This is a genomic window from Nocardia mexicana NBRC 108244 (assembly GCF_001613165.1).
Taxonomy (GTDB): domain Bacteria; phylum Actinomycetota; class Actinomycetes; order Mycobacteriales; family Mycobacteriaceae; genus Nocardia; species Nocardia mexicana.
The window spans coordinates 126,842-143,285 of sequence record NZ_BDBV01000006.1; the positions used below are offsets into that span (position 1 = coordinate 126,842).

Annotated in this window: 19 protein-coding genes; 11 read left to right on the forward strand and 8 right to left on the reverse strand. The window is 69.0% G+C overall.

The genetic code is table 11. From position 1 onward, the window contains the following. Positions 1-193: 193 nt before the first annotated feature. From NM1_RS41845 to NM1_RS03370, 8 genes are all read left to right on the forward strand, one after another. Positions 194-346: a hypothetical protein gene (locus NM1_RS41845; RefSeq protein ID WP_157123833.1), complete on the forward strand. Its 153-nt coding sequence runs from the start codon at positions 194-196 to the stop codon at positions 344-346. After that, on the forward strand, positions 343-2,832 hold the full coding sequence (locus NM1_RS03340; protein ID WP_068013711.1) for an ATP-binding protein: 2,490 nt from the start codon (positions 343-345) through the stop codon (positions 2,830-2,832). Before NM1_RS41845 ends, NM1_RS03340 begins: the two co-directional genes overlap by 4 nt. A gap of 273 nt (positions 2,833-3,105) precedes the next feature. Next, positions 3,106-3,792, forward strand: a complete 687-nt coding sequence (locus NM1_RS03345; RefSeq protein ID WP_068013932.1) for a response regulator — start codon at positions 3,106-3,108, stop codon at positions 3,790-3,792. 83 nt (positions 3,793-3,875) lie between these two features. Beyond that, entirely contained in the window at positions 3,876-4,334 is a 459-nt protein-coding gene (locus NM1_RS03350) for an OsmC family protein (protein ID WP_068013713.1), read from the forward strand. A gap of 31 nt (positions 4,335-4,365) precedes the next feature. Further along, entirely contained in the window at positions 4,366-4,644 is a 279-nt protein-coding gene (locus NM1_RS03355; protein ID WP_068013715.1) for an acylphosphatase, read from the forward strand. 24 nt (positions 4,645-4,668) lie between these two features. Continuing rightward, positions 4,669-5,553 carry a hypothetical protein gene (locus tag NM1_RS43755; protein WP_246011417.1) on the forward strand — a complete coding sequence of 295 codons (885 nt, stop codon included), beginning with the start codon at positions 4,669-4,671 and terminating at the stop codon, positions 5,551-5,553. Beyond that, the gene (locus tag NM1_RS03365) at positions 5,553-6,719 is read left to right on the forward strand and encodes a glutathionylspermidine synthase family protein (RefSeq protein WP_068013716.1); all 1,167 of its coding nucleotides are present in this window, start codon (positions 5,553-5,555) and stop codon (positions 6,717-6,719) included. The genes NM1_RS43755 and NM1_RS03365 overlap by 1 nt, the downstream gene beginning before the upstream one ends. 31 nt (positions 6,720-6,750) lie before the next feature. Further along, complete coding sequence (locus NM1_RS03370; RefSeq protein WP_068013718.1) at positions 6,751-7,203, forward strand: DUF350 domain-containing protein; 453 nt, start codon at positions 6,751-6,753, stop codon at positions 7,201-7,203. A gap of 2 nt (positions 7,204-7,205) precedes the next feature. On the opposite strand, the gene NM1_RS03375 is transcribed toward NM1_RS03370, so the two are convergent. The 7 genes from NM1_RS03375 to NM1_RS03405 all read right to left on the reverse strand — a co-directional run bounded on the left by NM1_RS03375 (position 7,206) and on the right by NM1_RS03405 (position 12,264). Then, a complete protein-coding gene (locus NM1_RS03375; RefSeq protein ID WP_255286159.1) occupies positions 7,206-8,228 on the reverse strand; it encodes a PHP domain-containing protein in 1,023 nt (340 codons plus the stop codon). Next, positions 8,228-8,809: a dihydrofolate reductase family protein gene (locus NM1_RS03380; protein WP_068013720.1), complete on the reverse strand. Its 582-nt coding sequence runs from the start codon at positions 8,807-8,809 to the stop codon at positions 8,228-8,230. The genes NM1_RS03375 and NM1_RS03380 overlap by 1 nt, the downstream gene beginning before the upstream one ends. A gap of 73 nt (positions 8,810-8,882) precedes the next feature. Continuing rightward, positions 8,883-9,740 carry a bifunctional DNA-formamidopyrimidine glycosylase/DNA-(apurinic or apyrimidinic site) lyase gene (gene mutM / locus NM1_RS03385; protein ID WP_068013722.1) on the reverse strand — a complete coding sequence of 286 codons (858 nt, stop codon included), beginning with the start codon at positions 9,738-9,740 and terminating at the stop codon, positions 8,883-8,885. Between the two features lie 80 nt (positions 9,741-9,820). Beyond that, positions 9,821-10,558, reverse strand: coding sequence for a ribonuclease III (gene rnc, locus NM1_RS03390; protein ID WP_068013724.1), 738 nt, complete (start codon positions 10,556-10,558; stop codon positions 9,821-9,823). Between the two features lie 22 nt (positions 10,559-10,580). Then, positions 10,581-10,763, reverse strand: coding sequence for a 50S ribosomal protein L32 (gene rpmF, locus NM1_RS03395; protein ID WP_084519117.1), 183 nt, complete (start codon positions 10,761-10,763; stop codon positions 10,581-10,583). Positions 10,764-10,765: 2 nt separating this feature from the next. Next, positions 10,766-11,431 (reverse strand): YceD family protein, encoded by a 666-nt coding sequence (locus NM1_RS03400; protein WP_174556833.1) that lies wholly within the window; start codon positions 11,429-11,431, stop codon positions 10,766-10,768. An 86-nt stretch (positions 11,432-11,517) separates the two neighbouring features. Then, positions 11,518-12,264 (reverse strand): DivIVA domain-containing protein, encoded by a 747-nt coding sequence (locus NM1_RS03405; protein WP_068013727.1) that lies wholly within the window; start codon positions 12,262-12,264, stop codon positions 11,518-11,520. Positions 12,265-12,510: 246 nt separating this feature from the next. Here NM1_RS03405 and NM1_RS44495 point away from each other — a divergent pair, with 246 nt between their 5' ends. The 3 genes from NM1_RS44495 to coaD all read left to right on the forward strand — a co-directional run bounded on the left by NM1_RS44495 (position 12,511) and on the right by coaD (position 15,378). Next, entirely contained in the window at positions 12,511-13,335 is an 825-nt protein-coding gene (locus NM1_RS44495; protein ID WP_307719298.1) for a GtrA family protein, read from the forward strand. Positions 13,336-13,666: 331 nt separating this feature from the next. Beyond that, on the forward strand, positions 13,667-14,725 hold the full coding sequence (locus tag NM1_RS03415) for a hypothetical protein (RefSeq protein WP_246011418.1): 1,059 nt from the start codon (positions 13,667-13,669) through the stop codon (positions 14,723-14,725). 167 nt (positions 14,726-14,892) lie between these two features. Beyond that, positions 14,893-15,378 (forward strand): pantetheine-phosphate adenylyltransferase, encoded by a 486-nt coding sequence (gene coaD, locus NM1_RS03420; protein ID WP_068013730.1) that lies wholly within the window; start codon positions 14,893-14,895, stop codon positions 15,376-15,378. A gap of 38 nt (positions 15,379-15,416) precedes the next feature. Here coaD and NM1_RS03425 read toward each other — a convergent pair whose 3' ends face one another. Beyond that, positions 15,417-16,433 carry an NAD(P)/FAD-dependent oxidoreductase gene (locus tag NM1_RS03425; protein ID WP_068013732.1) on the reverse strand — a complete coding sequence of 339 codons (1,017 nt, stop codon included), beginning with the start codon at positions 16,431-16,433 and terminating at the stop codon, positions 15,417-15,419. Positions 16,434-16,444: the final 11 nt, after the last annotated feature.

The window sequence follows — 16,444 nt, forward strand, 5'->3', positions numbered from 1 at the left end:
TCTTTGCGCCGTAAACGTCCGCATTGACGGGCCGCTTACGGATTTCCCGATTCGTCGCCAGGATGACGTCAAGGTAGCCGAACACGCCGTCAAGAAGTCGTAAGGAACTGTCCGTCAGCGATTCACGGAGGTACACAGTGTTGTGTTCGGCTGCGGAACGAGCCCGGTCGGCGCAACACAGTGATGTAAGGAGATGACTGTGCCGGATTTCGCGGTCACCGCGGCGGTGCTCCTCGGCTTCCTGACCTGCGCACTGGTCCTGCGGATACTCGCCACGGGCACCCCGATCCGCGCGCGCGTGCCGCGGCGGCCACGCGGAGCGTCACGCGCGATGATGGACGAGTGAAGCCCGGTCAGTTACGGATCTACCTCGGCGCCGCTCCCGGTGTGGGCAAGACGTACGCCATGCTCGGCGAGGCCCATCGGCGCCTGGAGCGCGGCCGCGACGTCGTGGCGGCGGTGGTGGAGACGCACGGCCGTAAGCGAACCGCGGAGCTGCTGGAGGGGATCGAGCGGATCCCGCCCAGACAGGTCGAGTACCGCGGAGCCACGCTGCCGGAACTCGACGTCGAAGCGGTGCTGCTCCGCAACCCCGCCGTGGTGCTGATCGACGAGCTCGCCCACACCAATGCGCCCGGCTCCGACAACGAGAAGCGCTGGCAGGACGTGCACGAACTGCTCGCCGCCGGGATCGACGTGATCTCCACCGTCAACGTCCAGCACCTGGAGAGCCTCAACGACGTCGTGCAGCAGATCACCGGCGTGGTGCAGCGCGAGACCGTGCCCGACTGGGTGGTACGCGGCGCCGAGCAGGTGGAACTGGTCGACATCACCCCGGAAGCGCTGCGGCGCAGGATGTCCCACGGCAATGTCTACGCAGCCGAGAAGGTCGACGCCGCCCTGCGCAACTACTTCCGCCCCGGAAATCTCACGGCGCTGCGAGAGCTGGCGCTGCTGTGGCTGGCCGATCAGGTGGACGCCGCACTCGCCAAATACCGCGACGACCACAAGATCACCGATACCTGGGAGGCCCGCGAGCGCGTCGTCGTCGCGGTCACCGGCGGCCCGGAGTCGGAGACCATCGTGCGACGCGCCAGCCGCATCGCCACCAAGTCCAGCGCCGACCTGATCGTGGTGCACGTGGTTCGCGGCGACGGGCTGGCGGGCGTATCCACGCAGCGCCTGAACCGGCTCCGGGATCTGGCCAACGGTCTCGGCGCCAGCCTGCACACCGTCACCGGCGAGGACGTTCCCGGCGCACTGCTGGGATTCGCCCGCCAGGTCAACGCCACGCAACTGGTGGTGGGCACCTCACGGCGTTCCCGCTGGGCCCGGATGCTCGACGAGGGCATCGGCTCGGCCGTGGTCCAGTCGTCCGGAAAGATCGACGTGCACATGGTCACCCACGAGGAGTCCAACCGCGGCTTCCGCTGGTCGTCGGTGACTCCGCGGGAGCGAAAACTGTCCTCCTGGCTCGCGGCGGTCCTCGTGCCCTCGATGATCACCGTCGGCGTCCATTTCTGGCTGGACGCGCATCTGGATCTGGCCGGTAAGAGCGCGCTGTACTTCATCGGCGTCATCGCAGTGTCACTGCTGGGCGGCGTCGCCCCGGCCGCACTGTCGGCCCTGCTGGGCGGCATGCTGCTGAACTGGTTCTTTGTTTCTCCCCGGTACAGCGTCACGATTGCCCAGCTCAACAACTTCCTCACCATCGTCGTGATGCTGATGGTGGCGGTGGCCGTGGCCGCCCTGGTGGACGTCTCCGCCAAACGCGCGCGCGAGGCGCGCCGGGCATCGCAGCAGGCCGAACTGCTCACGGTGTTCGCCGGGGCCGTCCTGCATGGCGCCGACCTGCACGATCTGCTGGAACGCGCCCGGGAGACCTTCGGCCAGCGCGCGGTCAGCTTCGTCTCCGACGACGACGTGATCGCGTGTGTCGGCGAGGATCCGCCGCGCCGGGTCGCCGACGCCGACGTCGCGATCGAGGCGGGCGACGATATGCACTGGCTGCTACTCACCGGCCGTTCCCTCACCCCCGGCGACCGGCTGGTGCTCGGCGCGGTCGCCAATCAGGCCGCCGGGCTGCAGCAACGGCGGCGACTGGCCGACGAGGCGCAGGCGGCGGCGAGCGTGATCGCGGCTGACCGGCTGCGGCGGGCACTGCTGTCGGCAGTCAGCCACGACCTGCGCACCCCGCTGGCGGCGGCCAAGGCCGCCGTGTCGAGCTTGCGCAGCGACGACGTCGAATTCTCGCCCGAGGACACCGCCGAACTTCTCGAAACCATCGAGGAATCCACCGATCAGCTCACCAGCCTGGTCGGCAATCTGCTCGATTCCTCCCGGCTGGCCGCGGGGGTGGTGCAGCCGCACCTCAAGCGGGTGTATCTGGAGGAGGTCGTCAATCGGGCGGTCGTCGGGGTCGGGATGGGCACCCGCGGATTGCGCCGGGCGGCGATGGAGCGGATCAAGGTGGAGGTGGGCAATGTGTCGGTGCGGGCCGACAGCGGCCTGCTCGACCGGGTGCTCGCCAACCTGATCGATAACGCGCTGCGCTACTCCCCCGGCGACACTCCGGTCCGGGTGACCGCCGAACACACCGGCGACCGCGTGTCGATCACGGTGGTCGACTACGGTCCCGGAGTGCCGACGGGGATGGAAGACCCGATGTTCGAGCCATTCCAGCGTCTCGGCGATCGCGACAACTCCACCGGCGTCGGATTGGGACTGTCGGTGGTGCGCGGATTCGTCGAGGCGATGGGCGGCACCGTCCACGCCGAGCCGACGCCCGGCGGCGGTCTCACCATGGTGATCGACCTGCCGTCGGACGAATGAGGATGCACTGCCACACCCCGAGACCCATTGGACAGCACGAGAACAGGAGAACCGGTGACGACACCGAGCGCGAGCGACGGGCCCGCGGCGCGAGCGAGTGAGCAGCACAGCGCCGTGCGCTCGCCGATGCCCGTGGCGAACGCCGCACGGGCGGGAGCGACGGGTCCCGACGACGCGGCCCGCGCGGCCAAGGAGAGTCCCGGGAACGCCGCGCTCGGACGCAGCGGCGGAACCGCGCGCAACCCCGGCGGGACCCGCGAGCGCGACCAGTCGGTGCCGCCGACCAAGGTGCTGGTGGTCGACGACGAACCGCAGATCCTGCGCGCGCTGCGCATCAACCTGTCGGTCCGCGGCTACGAGGTGATCACCGCCGCCACCGGCGCCGCGGCGCTGCGCGCGGCGGCGGAGAAGCATCCCGAGGTCGTGGTGCTGGACCTCGGGCTGCCGGATATGGACGGCATCGACGTGCTGGCGGGCCTGCGCGGCTGGACGCAGGCGCCGGTGATCGTGCTCTCGGCCCGGACCGACTCCGCCGACAAGGTGGAGGCGCTCGACGCCGGCGCCGACGACTACGTGACCAAACCGTTCGGCATGGACGAACTGCTCGCCCGGCTGCGCGCGGCGGTGCGCCGCGCGGCGGCCATCGGCGAGGGCTCCGACCCGGTCGTAGAGACGTCCTCCTTCGTCGTCGACCTGGCTGCGAAGAAGGTCACCAAGCACGACACCGACGTGCACCTGACCCCGACCGAGTGGGGCGTGCTGGAGATGCTGGTCCGCAACCAGGGCAAACTCGTCGGACGGCGGGAGCTGCTGCGGGAGGTGTGGGGGCCGTCGTACGCAACCGAGACGCATTATCTGCGTGTGTATCTGGCGCAGTTGCGGAGGAAGTTGGAGGACGATCCGTCGCACCCCAAGCACCTGTTGACCGAGGCCGGGATGGGGTATCGGTTCCAGTCCTGAGGTACCCGTGGTTGCCGGTGGGGCCGAGAGGACAAAGATTGTGCGGTCTGCGCGCGGGTTCGCGGGGATGGCAGGATCGAGTCATGGCTGAACAGACCGCTGCAAGTGCTCCCGCCGCGCCCGCGAAGGCGGCGACCGAACTCTGGGTCGAGCGGACCGGGACCCGGCGGTACACCGGGCGCAGTTCGCGGGGGGCGGAGGTGCTGATCGGGTCGGAGGGGGTCGAGGGCGTGTTCTCGCCCGGCGAGCTGCTGAAGATCGCGCTGGCGGCCTGTACCGGTCTGAGCTCGGACTTTCCGCTGTCGAATCGGCTGGGCGAGAACTATGACGTCACCATCCGGGTGTCCGGAGCCGCCGATCGGGAGAACGAGGTCTACCCGGAACTCGACGAGGTGGTGGAGCTGGACCTGTCCGAGCTCGACGAGGCGGGACGGGAGCGGCTGATGGTCACCGTGCAGCGGGCCATCGACAAGGTGTGCACGGTGGGCCGGACCCTGAAGGCGGGGACCAAGGTGAATCTGTCGTTCCGGGTGGACGCGTGATCCGCGCCGCCGCTCCGGCTCGGGCGGGCACATGACGGACTCCGTGCGGCTGAGTGTGTGGGTGCACGGCCGGGTACAGGGCGTCGGGTTCCGGTGGTGGACCCGTTCCCGCGCACTCGAACTCGGCCTCACCGGCTTCGCGCGTAACACTCGCGACGGCCGAGTCCATGTCATAGCAGAGGGTCCGCGGGACCGATGTGACAAACTGCTGGCGTTGTTGCGGTCCGGCAACACTCCTGGCCGCGTCGATCTGGTTGTGGAAGACTGGGGCGCCGCACAGGGCGAATTGACCGGATTCGAAGAACGGTAGAGGCGGGGAACAGGGAGTCGATCGTTGGCAACTGAAGAATCCGGCAACCGGTCAGGCAATACCGGAGACCCTGGAAAAGACCCTGGCAGACCCGATCCGAACGAGACGGCCGCCAACCAGAACGAACCGCGCCCCGCAGACCGGGACGACGCGGAACCCACCGTGCGCTTGGATCGGCCGGGCGCCGCGGAAGTCACGCGCCCGCCCGAGCAGCACACGGCGCCCTTCGCCGAACCGGGCCCCACCGCGCCATTGCCGGGCATGCCGAATCTGTTCCCCGGCGCACCGGAAACCGGCGGCATCGGTGTACCGCCCGCCCAACCGCCCGGCGGCGCAACCGAACCCGGGCCGCCGCGCTCGATGCGCGGCAGCGTCAGCCGTCAGGAGGCGGGCGTCACGCAGCCGCGCCCGCCGACGGTGGCCGAGGCGCGCGCCCGCGACAAGGCCCGTCAACGCGCCGAGGAGGCCCAGCGCGCCGCCGAGCAGGCCTTGGCGGACAAGAAGAAGCAGCGCAAACGACTGCTGATCGGCGGCGTGGCCGTGGTCGGCATCGCCGCGGTGGTCGGTGCGGGTTATCTCACCTATCGGGCGGTCTCCGCTCCCGACGAGGTCACCGCCTCCTGCGTCATGGAAAAGGACGGCCAGCAGATCGTCGTCCCCGACGAGGATTGCGAACGGGCGCAGAACGCCTCGTCCACCTCCGGGTATCACGGCGGCGGTTTCCCGGGCATCTTCATCCTCGGCGGCAATCAGTATCGCTACTACTACGGCGGCAACCAGACCGTCGGGCGCCCACCCGTCGGCGGCAGCACGGTCGAGCCGAAGAACGCCACGGTGAAGACCAAGAGCGGCACCGTCGTTCGCGGCGGTCTGGGTTCCAAGGCCGGCAGCTCGAGCGGAGGTTCCTAGTGCGGCGAGTGCACAGCCAACCCAGGCCGGGCTGGCAGCGGATCACTCAGGATCAGGGCCTGGTCTTCGGCTCGCCCGGCCGCGATGTCAACGGGCATCCGCGGCCGTACTGGGACGAATCGGTGCACTACGAGTTCGACCTCGACGAAATCCTCGCCCTGGAGGCGCAGGTCGAGGTGCTGCATTCGATGTGCCTGCATGCCGCGGAACAGATCATCCTCACCGAGCGGTTCGCCGATTTCGGTCTGCCGCAATGGAGTTGGGAACCGATCAAGCAGTCCTGGCAGCGGTCGGACCCCTACGTCTACGGCCGCTTCGATCTGCGTTACGACGGCCGCGGTCCGGCAAAGCTGCTGGAGTACAACGCCGATACCCCGACCTCGCTGCTCGAGGCGGGAATCGTGCAGTGGCACTGGCTGACCGACACCCACCCGGACGACGATCAGTGGAATTCGCTGCACGAGAAGCTCGTCGAGCGCTGGGCCGAACTGCGTGAGTCCCTGCCGACCGGCGACCTGCACTTCACCTGGTCGGGCGCGGACGCCTCCGGCGAGGACAACGTCACCACCGCCTATATGCAGGAGACCGCCGCCGAGGCCGGATTCCACACCGTGGCACTGCCGATCGAGGAGATCGGCTACGACACGGAGCTGGAGCGTTTCGTCGATCTGGCGGAGGCGCCGATCGAGTCGCTGTTCAAGCTGTATCCGTGGGAGTGGGCCCTGGACGACGAGTTCGGCAAGCGCGTGGTCGACTCGCTGCCGGAGACGATGTGGGTAGAGCCGCTGTGGAAGGCGGTGCTGTCGAACAAGGCGCTGTTGGCGGTGCTGTGGGAGATGTATCCGGGCCACCCCAACCTGCTGCCCGCCTACATCGATGATCCGCACGAGCTCACCGAATACATCAAGAAACCCAAGCTCGGCCGCGAGGGCGCGAATATGACCATCGTCGGCGCCGGGATGGAGACCGCGACCGGCGGCGTGTACGGCGAGGAGGGCTTCGTCTACCAGTTGCTCGATCCACTACCGGATTTCGACGGCATGCGCCCCGTGCTGGGCGCCTGGATCGTCGGCGACACCTCGGCGGGGCTGGGCATCCGGGAGACCCCGGGCCTGATCACCGACGACAGTTCCACCTTCGTCCCACACCGCATCCCGCAGCACTGACACGCACCGAACCACACCTGGAGGACAATCCATGACCACACTTGCGCTCGAACCGGGGTATTGGGGGAATATCGGCCACGGCATCGGCTCCATCATCGCTTTCGCCGTCCTCGGCCTCGTCCTCATGCTGATCGGCTTCTTCGCCATCGACATCACCACGCCCGGCCCGCTGCGCCGGCTGGTCGCCTCCGGGAATCCGAACGCCGTCGTGGTCACCGCCTCCGGCATGGTGAGCATGGCGCTGATCGTGGTACTGGCCATCTACTCCTCGGCCGGAAAGCTGGCCGAGGGGCTCATCGCAGCAGCCTGCTGGGGCCTGGTCGGCATTGTCGCGCAGGTGATTTCGGTGCGCGCTCTGGAATGGGTCGTCGGCCTGGACATCGACGACCTGCTGCACGCCGACACCTACAAGGTGCAGTCGTTGCTGGTGGCCGCCGCCCACCTCGGCATCGGCATGGTCGTCGCGGTCGCCGTCCTGTACTGAGTTCAGGCGCCCGCGAACTCCAGCAGCTCGTCCACCGGCCAGGTGTTGATGATGCGTTCCGCCGCAACACCATTGGCCAGCGCGCGCTCGCATCCGTAACCCTGCCAATCCAATTGGCCGGGGGCGTGGGCGTCGGTGTCGACGGCGAAGTAGCAATCCATCTCCACCGCCAGGCGCATCAGTCGGCTCGGCGGATCGCGGCGCTCCGGACGGCTGTTGATCTCCACCGCGGTGCCGTAGCGGCGGCACGCCTCGAACACCACCTCGGCGTCGAACTGCGATTCCGGCCGGATGCCGCGTTCGCCGGTCACCAACCGGCCGGTGCAGTGGCCCAGGACGTCCACGTTCGGGTCGGCCACCGCGTACACCATGCGCCGCGTCATCGTGGCACTGTCGGCGCGCAGCTTGGAATGCACACTGGCGACGACGATATCGAGCCGCGCCAGCAGGTCGGCCCGCTGGTCCAGGGTGCCGTCGTCGAGGATGTCGACCTCGATGCCGGTGAGGATGCGGAACGGCGCCAGCTCCTCGTTCAGCCTCGCCACCACGTCGAGCTGGCGGCGCAGCCGGTCGGCGGACAGCCCGTTGGCGACGGTCAGCCGCGGCGAATGATCGGTCAGCGCGCAGTACTCGTGGCCCAGTGCGGCGGCCGTGCGCATCATCTCCTCGATCGGGCTGCCGCCATCGGACCAGTCCGAATGGGTGTGTAGATCACCCCGCAGCAGCTTGCGCAGCGGTGCCCCGTCCGGCGCGATCGGCTTTGCCGCCGTACGCAATTCGGCCAGCTTGTCCGGCAACTGTCCGGCGGAAGCCTGCGTGATCACGTCTGCGGTCTTCGGGCCGATTCCCGAAATCTCTTGCCAGCCACCGTTTCTCCGGTAGCCGTCGTACTGTTCCGGCGACAGGTCGGCCACGATGTCGGCCGCCCGCCGGTAGGCCTTCACCCGATGCGTCTGCGCCCGGGAGCGCTCCATCCAGAAGGCGATCTCCCGCAGCAGGTAGGAGACCTGCTCCTGTTGGGCCACTAGCGAATCCGAACGTATTTCACGAAGGCCACACCGTCCTCGAAGACCCGGCTGGTCAGCACTCGGAACCGGGCCGGTTCGGGCAGCTGCGCGCCCGCGCCGAACAGCGGGCGGCCGCGCCCCAGCACGATCGGGTACAGCTTGAGGAACACCTGGTCGATCTCCGGCAGCAGTGCCTGGGCGAGCTCGCCGCCGCCGCACAGCCAGATGCCGAGCCCGGTCTCGCGCTTGAGTTCCCGCACCCGCTCGAGCGGATCGCCGGAGACGAGTTCGACGTCGGGGTCCGGGCGCTCGGGCAGGGTCGTGGACACCACCACCTGCCGCAGATGCGCGTATGGACTCGACGTCCCGGTCCGGACGCCGAAGTCGTGGGTCTTGCGGCCCATCAGCACGGTGTCGAAGTAGCTGCCGACCTTGTCGATGCCCAGCGACTCGCGCACCTTCGTCGGCAGGGTCTCCGGGTACTGCGCCGTGATCGCCGGGCCGTGGTCGCCTCCGACCGGGAAGAAATCGACCGAACCGTCCTCGGTGGCGATGAAGCCATCGATGGTCGATGCGACGTAGTAGGTCAGCTTGCGCATGCCCCCGCCTCTCCGCGTGTCCTGCCGGTAGTGAGTGCTATCGACGTTACCGCGAATTCTGTTGTCACCGTGGTCAGCCGCGCGGCCTGGGCTGGCAGCGCGGGCAGGAGAACGACGAGCGGTTCATGAACTTCTCGCGCCGCATCGGCGCCCCGCAGCGGCGGCACGGCTCGTCCTCGCGGCCGTAGGCGGCCAGGGCGCGCTCGAAGTAGCCGGATTGACCGTTGACGTTGACATACAGCGCGTCGAAGGAGGTGCCGCCCGCCTGCAGCGCCTCGCTCATCACCGCCCGCACCTCGGTCAGCAGGCCGTGCAGGGCGGGCTTGGTGAGCTTGGCGGCGACCCGTTCACCGTGGATGCGGGCGCGCCACAGCGCCTCGTCGGCATAGATGTTGCCGATGCCGGACACCACGGTCTGATCCAGCAGCACCCGCTTGATCTCGGACTGCTTCGCCTTCAGCGCCCGGACCACCGCATCGGCGTCGAAGCGGGGATCGAGCGGGTCCCGGCCGATGTGGGCCACCGCCTCCGGCACCGCGGTGCCGTCGACCTCGACGAGCCGGTGCAGCGCCCAGCCGCCGAAGGTGCGCTGATCGATGAACCGCAGCTGCGCGCCCGAATCAAGGACTGCGACGATATGCGCGTGCTTCTCCAGCGGCGCATCGGCGGGCTGCACCAGCATCTGACCGCTCATTCCGAGATGCACGACCAGCGACGTCTCCGGGTCGTCGAAGGTCAGCCACAGGAATTTGCCTCGGCGCTGGGCGGATTCGACCCGCAGCCCGGCCAGCTGCGCCGCGAGATGGTCGCCACCGAGCGGGTGGCGGCGCACCGAACGCGGATGCTTGACGGTGACGGATTCGATGACACTGCCGACCACATGCTCGGCAAGGCCGCGTCGGACGACCTCGACCTCGGGAAGCTCAGGCACCGCGATACTCCTTAGAATCGCTCACCAGTGTAGAAACGGCCACCGACAGAAATGGCCGAGCGCGCCGAGGCGCGGACGAATCAGACGCCGCCGTTCAGCGACTGCCAGGCGGCCCCCGCGGCCTTCTGCTCCGCTTCCTTCTTCGACCTGCCGACGCCCGTGCCGTACGCCTGGCCGCCGACCACGGCGGTCGCGGTGAATTCCTTGTCGTGATCCGGGCCGGTCGAGGTGATCTCGTAGCTGGGCACGCCGATACCGCGCTCGGCGGTCAGCTCCTGCAGGCTCGTCTTCCAGTCGAGCCCGGCGCCCATGCGGGGACCGCGCTCGAGCAGATCGGCGAACAGGCGCAGCACCACACTGCGCGCGACGTCGATTCCGTGCTCCAGGTGCACCGCACCCAGCAGCGACTCCATGCCGTCGGCGAGAATGCTCGGCTTGTCGCGGCCCCCGGTCAGCTCCTCGCCCTTGCCGAGCAGCAGGTGGCGACCCAGGCCGCCGGGGCCGAGATCGCGGGCGACCTCCGCCAGGGCGTGCATGTTCACCACGCTCGCGCGGAGCTTGGCCAGCTCGCCCTCGGACTTCTCCGGATGCTCCAGGTACAGGCGCTCGGTGATGCTCAGGCCGAGCACCGAGTCGCCGAGGAACTCCAGTCGTTCGTTGGTCGGCAGGCCGCCGTTCTCGTAGGCGTAAGACCGGTGGGTGAGCGCGAGCCGGAGCAGATCCGGGCGCACGTCGACGCCGAGTGCCTCGAGCAGAGGGCTGTGATCAGCGGCTTCGCCTACGGCGAGAGCGTCTGCTCCGTCCTTGCTGGCGGTCACGTTCGGCTACCGGGCTATGCGATCAGACAGCGGAGGTGACCTGGCGGCCCTTGTACGTGCCGCAGTTGGGGCACGCGATGTGCGGCAGCGTCTTCTGACCGCAAGCCCGGTTCGGGCAGGTGATCAGGGTCGGCGCGGTGGCCTTCCACTGGCTGCGCCGCGAGCGGGTGTTGGCACGAGACATCCGGCGCTTCGGAACGGCCACGACTACTTCTCCTCTGTTCTGGAACTTGCCGAGCCGTTGCGGCCCGCAAGAGATCGGTCTTCGTCTGATTCTGCGGCGGTGCCCTCGGCACCGGTGCCGGGTGCCTCGGCCGCGAAATTCGCGAGCCCGGCCCAGCGGGGGTCCAGTATCTCATGCTTGTGATCCGGACCTGCAATCGCCATCCGCACACCGCATTCCGGGCACAGTCCGGCGCAGTCGGGCTCGCACAGCGGCTGCAGCGGCAGCGCCAGGCCGACGGCGTCGACGACCACCGGTTTCAGATCGATCATGTCGTCGATCAGCCGGTAGACCTCGTCGTCCTCGGTGGTCTGCTCGGTGGCGCTGTCCGGGTAGGCGAACAGCTCCGTCAGCTGCAGTTCGATCTCGTCGGTGAACGGCTCCAGACAGCGCGAGCACTCGCCCGACACCGGCGCGAACACCGCACCGGTGACAAGGACGCCCTCGGAGACGGCCTGCAGCGTCAGGTCGAGCTCGACCTCGCCGCCGACGGGGACGGCGACCATGTCCAGGCCGATCCGCTCCGTCACGGGCACGGTGCGCTGCACCTGCCGTATCGAACCGGGTGCGCGTCCGAGGCTGCGCGTGTCCAGCACGAAGCCCGCGTCGGTCTGACGACGACGCGAACCGGAACCGGATTCGGCGGGCATCACGAACTCACTCACGATCGGGTGTGGGATTTGGGCAACCAGTCAACAGTACGCGACCGGGTGGTGCGGACCCAAACCGGCCGGGATCAGCGGCGGAACTCCGTGGCGTAGTCCGGGACGCCCGCGCCGGAGCGCAGCTGCTGGCGGCCGCGGCCTACCGTCCGCAGGGCGCCGTGCAGCGTCTCCTCGAAGTCGGCCAGCTGGCCGTCGACGTAGTGGTCGCACTCCTCGCGCAGCCGGTCCGATTCGGCCTGCGCGGAGTCGATGAGGCGGGCCGATTCCACATGCGCGGCGCGCACCACCTCGGTCTGCGATACCAGGCGCTCCTGTTCGGCGCGGCCGTCGGCGACCGACCGGTCGTAGGACGACTGCCCGGCCGCGATCATCCGCTCGGATTCGGTCCGCGCCCGGCCGGTGACCGCCTCGAATTCGGCCTTGCCGTCGGCGACCACCCGATCGGCCTCGGCCTGCGCGGTCGCGACCAGGTGGTCGGCGTGGGCGCCGGCCTCGGCCACCATCCGGTCGGCGTGCGCCTTGGCGTCGGCCAGGATCCGGTCGGCCTCCTCGCGGGCCGCGGTGACGGTCTGCTTGGCCTCGTCGTCGGCGGTGGTGACGGTGGTCTCAGCGGTCGAGCGGGCATCCGAGACGATCTTGTCGCGATGATCCAGCACGTCCTGGGCGTCGTCGAGTTCGCCGGGCAGCGCGTCACGTACGTCGTCGAGCAGCTCGAGGACCTCGCCGCGCGGGACGATGCAGTTGCGCGTCGGCGGGATGCCGCGCGCCTCCTCCACGATCGCGACCAGTTCGTCGAGTGCTTCGAATACGCGGTACATCCTGCTGACCCCACTCTCCTACCGAACTCTCACGACGGAGACCGCCGTCTGGCCTTCTTGCAGCCTGGGCCCAGTGTGCCCCTCGTCACGATCATCTGCCCAGTTCACCCGCGGTGTGTCGTGGGTGTGTTTCCAACGCCACAGAAATCAAGTGGAGGATTTCCCTCCACTTGGTGTTATCTTTTTACTGAGCGGTAGACCAGTCGGGCCGCGGAACAATCTGCGCCCGGCGATGTTGGATCGGAAATGACAATGGCTGTCCTGTATCCGGTACTGAAGGGCCCGGGGGCGAACACCCCGCCCGGCCCTGGCATACCCGTGCAGTCCGACGGCAAAACCGCTGGACAGTCCGCCGATTCCGGCCGTTCTCCCTATCATTGGCTCATCTGGTTGGGCATGGGTTTGACCGTGCCACCGCCCGACGTCTTCCGGATGCCGTTGCGTCCGGCGGATTCTCCCGCCGCGAGTGACAGCCGCAAGCCGTCCCTGCTGTCCCGGCTGGTGACCGGGCAGTTGTCTCGCGGCCGGGCCAGGCATCTGCCCACGGGATCCGAGCCCATCATCTCCGGCGCGACCGCCGAGACGCCGCGCACCGGGTCCGTCACCGTCCTGCTGCCGGAGGAATCGACCGCCGACGGCCCGCGCACGGCGCGACGGGCGCTCGGGCAGCTGGGCGCCTACCTGCGCGGCGACAAGTGGCTGCCGCAGCTGATCCGGTTCGCGCTGGTGGGCGGCCTCAGCAATATCGGCTACTTCCTGCTGTTCCTCGCCTTCTACGGCGGCGGTGCGCAGCTGGCCAACCTCGCCGGTTCCATCGTGAGTACCGCACTGGCCAACGAGCTGCACCGGCGACTCACCTTCCACGCCGCCGACCGCGTCGGCTGGATCACCGCCCAGCTCGAGGGCGGCGGCCTGGCGCTGGCCGGTCTCGCGATCACCTCGGCCGCCCTCGCCGTGCTCGACTTCGTCGCGCCCGGCATGAGCGATATCGCCGAGGCCCTTGCCGTCATCGCCATCGCGGCCGCCGTCGGCACCCTCCGCTTCCTCACCCTGCGCCTCTGGGTCTTCTGAGCACCAGCCTTCCCGCACCCCTTGCGCGTTCCCGCACCGCCTACAGAGCCCTGCAACCTGTGCGGGAACAGACAAGGGGTGCGGGAAAAAGCTGGTCAAGCGAGTAAGGAACCGGGTGGGAGTACCCCGCGTCCAATCTGAGCAAACGCTGTTTGCCGAGGATTCGATGTGGAGGTTGCGCAATGAAGCATTGCAGGGGATGTCGCACGTCGTGGCGGAACGGGCTCAGCCCGGATATCTCACGGACCCGGCCGACGGCCCGGCCCGTCGAATTGTGTGAAGGCTTCACCTCGCTGCGAACGCGGCGGCCGCGGACCGATCGCGAGCCCGAATGACGGCCCCGGACGAATCACCTCGCGACGAGGTGTTCCCCGGGCCGTGGACGCGGTGCGTCTCCGCCGAGGACGGGTGCGACAACACCCGCATCCGGCGACGGAAAGAGATCGTCCGGAACGGCGTCACCGACGGCGAGATCCGCCGGCGCTGCGCCGGTGGACAGTGGCGGCGGGTCCGGCGCGGCGCCTACACCGATGAGGAGGCATTCGCGGGACTGGATGCGATGGCTCGACACCGGATACTCGCGGATGCCGTGCTGCCCGGCCTGTCCGCCGACGCCATCCTCAGCCACCAGTCGGCGGCGGTGATGTATGGGGCGCCCGTATGGGTAGCGCTGCTGCGGCGCGTCGACGTCACGCGGAACCGACGCAACGGCGGCCGGATCCGGCCGGACGTCAAGGTGCACTGCGCGCCGATCGACATGGTGGCCGAGCTGGACGGATTCGTCCTGACCACCCCCGCCCGCACCATCGTCGACCTGGCCCGCACCGCACCCTTCGAGGCAGCCGTTGTCGCGGGCGACGCGCTGGCCCGCGAATACGGTGTTGTCGCAAGCGATCTGGCGATGGAACTGGAACTGGCAAAACGTCGGCACGGGATGGCCGCGGCGCGCCGAGTGGTGCAGTTCCTCGATCCGCACAGCGAGAGCGTGGGCGAGTCTCGCAGCCGGGTGATGCTGCGGCGGCTCGACCTGCCCATGCCGCAGTCGCAGGGTGACGTCTACAGCGGTGGCGGCCGGATGCTGGGCCGAGTCGACTTCTATTACGGCGAGACGGGCGTGGTCGGCGAGTTCGACGGACGCATCAAGTACGGACGCCTGCTCCAGCCCGGCGAGGCCCCCGGCGACGCGGTCTTCGCCGAAAAGAAGCGAGAGGATGCCTTGCGCAGCAACGGCTTCCAGGTGGTGCGCTGGACCTGGGACGAGCTCCCCACCGGCGAGGTCGCCACCCGCCTCCGCGCCGCCCACACCCGAGCCCAGCACATCCGCCCCGACGGCTTCATCTGCCAGGCCCCTCTCCCGAAACCCAAACCCCTATCCCTCAGGAGGCTCTGAACCTCTCCCCCGCGGGCACGGAAACTCGCGCACCCCGTGTCGATTCACGCACCCGCTACAACACACGCACGGGGTGCGGGAAGAGGCACGGGGTGCGGGAAGGGCGGCTCCCTGCCCCAACACGCCGTCGGTCGCCCGGGTCAGGCTGCACCTGTTAGCGTTCGGGAATGGCTGGAGCACTGTGCCCCGGGTCGTTCGATCCGGTGACGAACGGGCATCTCGACGTGATCACGCGGGCGGCCGCGCAGTTCGACGAGGTCGTGGTGACCGTGAACGTGAACAAGAGCAAGCAGGGCATGTTCACCGTCGAGGAGCGGATGGAGATGCTGCGCGAGGCCACCGCCGAGCTGCCGAACGTCCGCGTCGCGTCGTGGTACGGGCTGACGGTGGAATTCGCTCGGGAGCAGGGCATCACGGCGATCGTCAAGGGCCTGCGCGATGCCACCGACTTCGGCTACGAGCTGCAGATGGCGCAGATGAACAAGAAGCTGTCCGGCGTCGACACCTACTTCCTCGCCACCAACCCGGCCTACGGCTACCTGTCCAGTTCGCTGGTCAAGGAGGTCGCCACCTTCGGCGGCGACGTCGTCGACATGCTCCCGCCCGCCGTCCACAAGCGCCTGCTGGCCCGCATCGCCGAGCGCAAGGGCTGAGCACACCGGAACGACATACCTCGTCGGGTCCGCGTCGTTCACAGTCCGTGCCGGTTGCCTGTCACCAGCTCGCTGACCTGGGATTCCGACGCTGCTGAGAACGGGGCGCGCGCCGCCTCGACCGCCCGGCGGGTCTCCTCGGTCACCAGGTCCATGTTGATCTGGGCGCCGGCGTTCGCGCCTGCCGCCGCGGCGGGGCCGACCTGGGCGGACGGGTCGGTGACGTTGCCCGCCAACCAGACTCCGGGGATCGACGTGCGTCCGGACGGGTCTGCGGGAATGTGGTCGCCCATCCCGCTCGGGTGCGCCACCGGGTGCAGGCCGAGGTCCGACAGGAATCCCGCGCGGGCCACCATGCGCGACGGAGCCGCCAGGATCTGCCGGGCGATCAGCGTTCCGTCGGCCAGCCGCACTCCGACCAGCCGATCGTCGACAACCTCGACCGATGCGACCTCGCCGGGCACCACGCGAATGCCGCGAGCCGCCAGTTGTTCGGCCTGCTCGCCGGTCGGTTCGGCCATGGTGTGGGTGAACAGCGTGACGTCGTCGGTCCACTGCCGCCACAGCAGCGCGCCGTGCACCGTCATCGGACCGTTGGCGAGCACGCCGACGGCCTGGTCGCGGACCTCCCAGCCGTGGCAGTAGGGACAGTGCACGACATCGCGGCCCCAACGATCCCGCAGCCCGGCGACGTCCGGCAGCTCGTCGGTCAATCCGCTGGCCACCAGCACACGTCGCGCTCGCACGGTGCGCCCGTCGGCCAGGGCCACCGTCAGCCCGGCGTCGTCGCGGGTGACGGTCTCGACGGTTCCGGCGACCACCTGACCGCCGTAGCCGCGGACCTCCTCGCGGCCCCGTTCGAGCAGTTCGGCCGGGGGCATGCCCTCGCGAGCCAGCAGACCGTGCACCCCGTCGGCCGGTGCGTTGCGCGGACTCCCCGCATCGATCACCACCACCGACCGGCGCGCCCGGGCCAGCATCAGGGCCCCGTTCAAGCCCGCGGCGCCGCCGCCGATCACCACCACGTCGTAGCCGTCCATCAACTGATCGGTCATATGACCACCTC

Excerpts from the sequence above, each read along its gene's own strand:
- NM1_RS03380 (WP_068013720.1), bottom strand. The coding sequence starts at position 8,809 with ATGCGCAAGCTGACCTACTACGTCGCATCGACCATCGATGGCTTCATC.
- NM1_RS03350 (WP_068013713.1), top strand. The coding sequence starts at position 3,876 with ATGGCTGAACAGACCGCTGCAAGTGCTCCCGCCGCGCCCGCGAAGGCG.
- NM1_RS03415 (WP_246011418.1), top strand. The coding sequence starts at position 13,667 with ATGACGGCCCCGGACGAATCACCTCGCGACGAGGTGTTCCCCGGGCCG.
- NM1_RS03355 (WP_068013715.1), top strand. The coding sequence starts at position 4,366 with ATGACGGACTCCGTGCGGCTGAGTGTGTGGGTGCACGGCCGGGTACAG.
- NM1_RS03405 (WP_068013727.1), bottom strand. The coding sequence starts at position 12,264 with ATGTACCGCGTATTCGAAGCACTCGACGAACTGGTCGCGATCGTGGAG.
- coaD (WP_068013730.1), top strand. The coding sequence starts at position 14,893 with ATGGCTGGAGCACTGTGCCCCGGGTCGTTCGATCCGGTGACGAACGGG.
- NM1_RS41845 (WP_157123833.1), top strand. The coding sequence starts at position 194 with ATGACTGTGCCGGATTTCGCGGTCACCGCGGCGGTGCTCCTCGGCTTC.
- NM1_RS03370 (WP_068013718.1), top strand. The coding sequence starts at position 6,751 with ATGACCACACTTGCGCTCGAACCGGGGTATTGGGGGAATATCGGCCAC.
- NM1_RS03425 (WP_068013732.1), bottom strand. The coding sequence starts at position 16,433 with ATGACCGATCAGTTGATGGACGGCTACGACGTGGTGGTGATCGGCGGC.
- NM1_RS44495 (WP_307719298.1), top strand. The coding sequence starts at position 12,511 with ATGACAATGGCTGTCCTGTATCCGGTACTGAAGGGCCCGGGGGCGAAC.
- NM1_RS03400 (WP_174556833.1), bottom strand. The coding sequence starts at position 11,431 with ATGCCCGCCGAATCCGGTTCCGGTTCGCGTCGTCGTCAGACCGACGCG.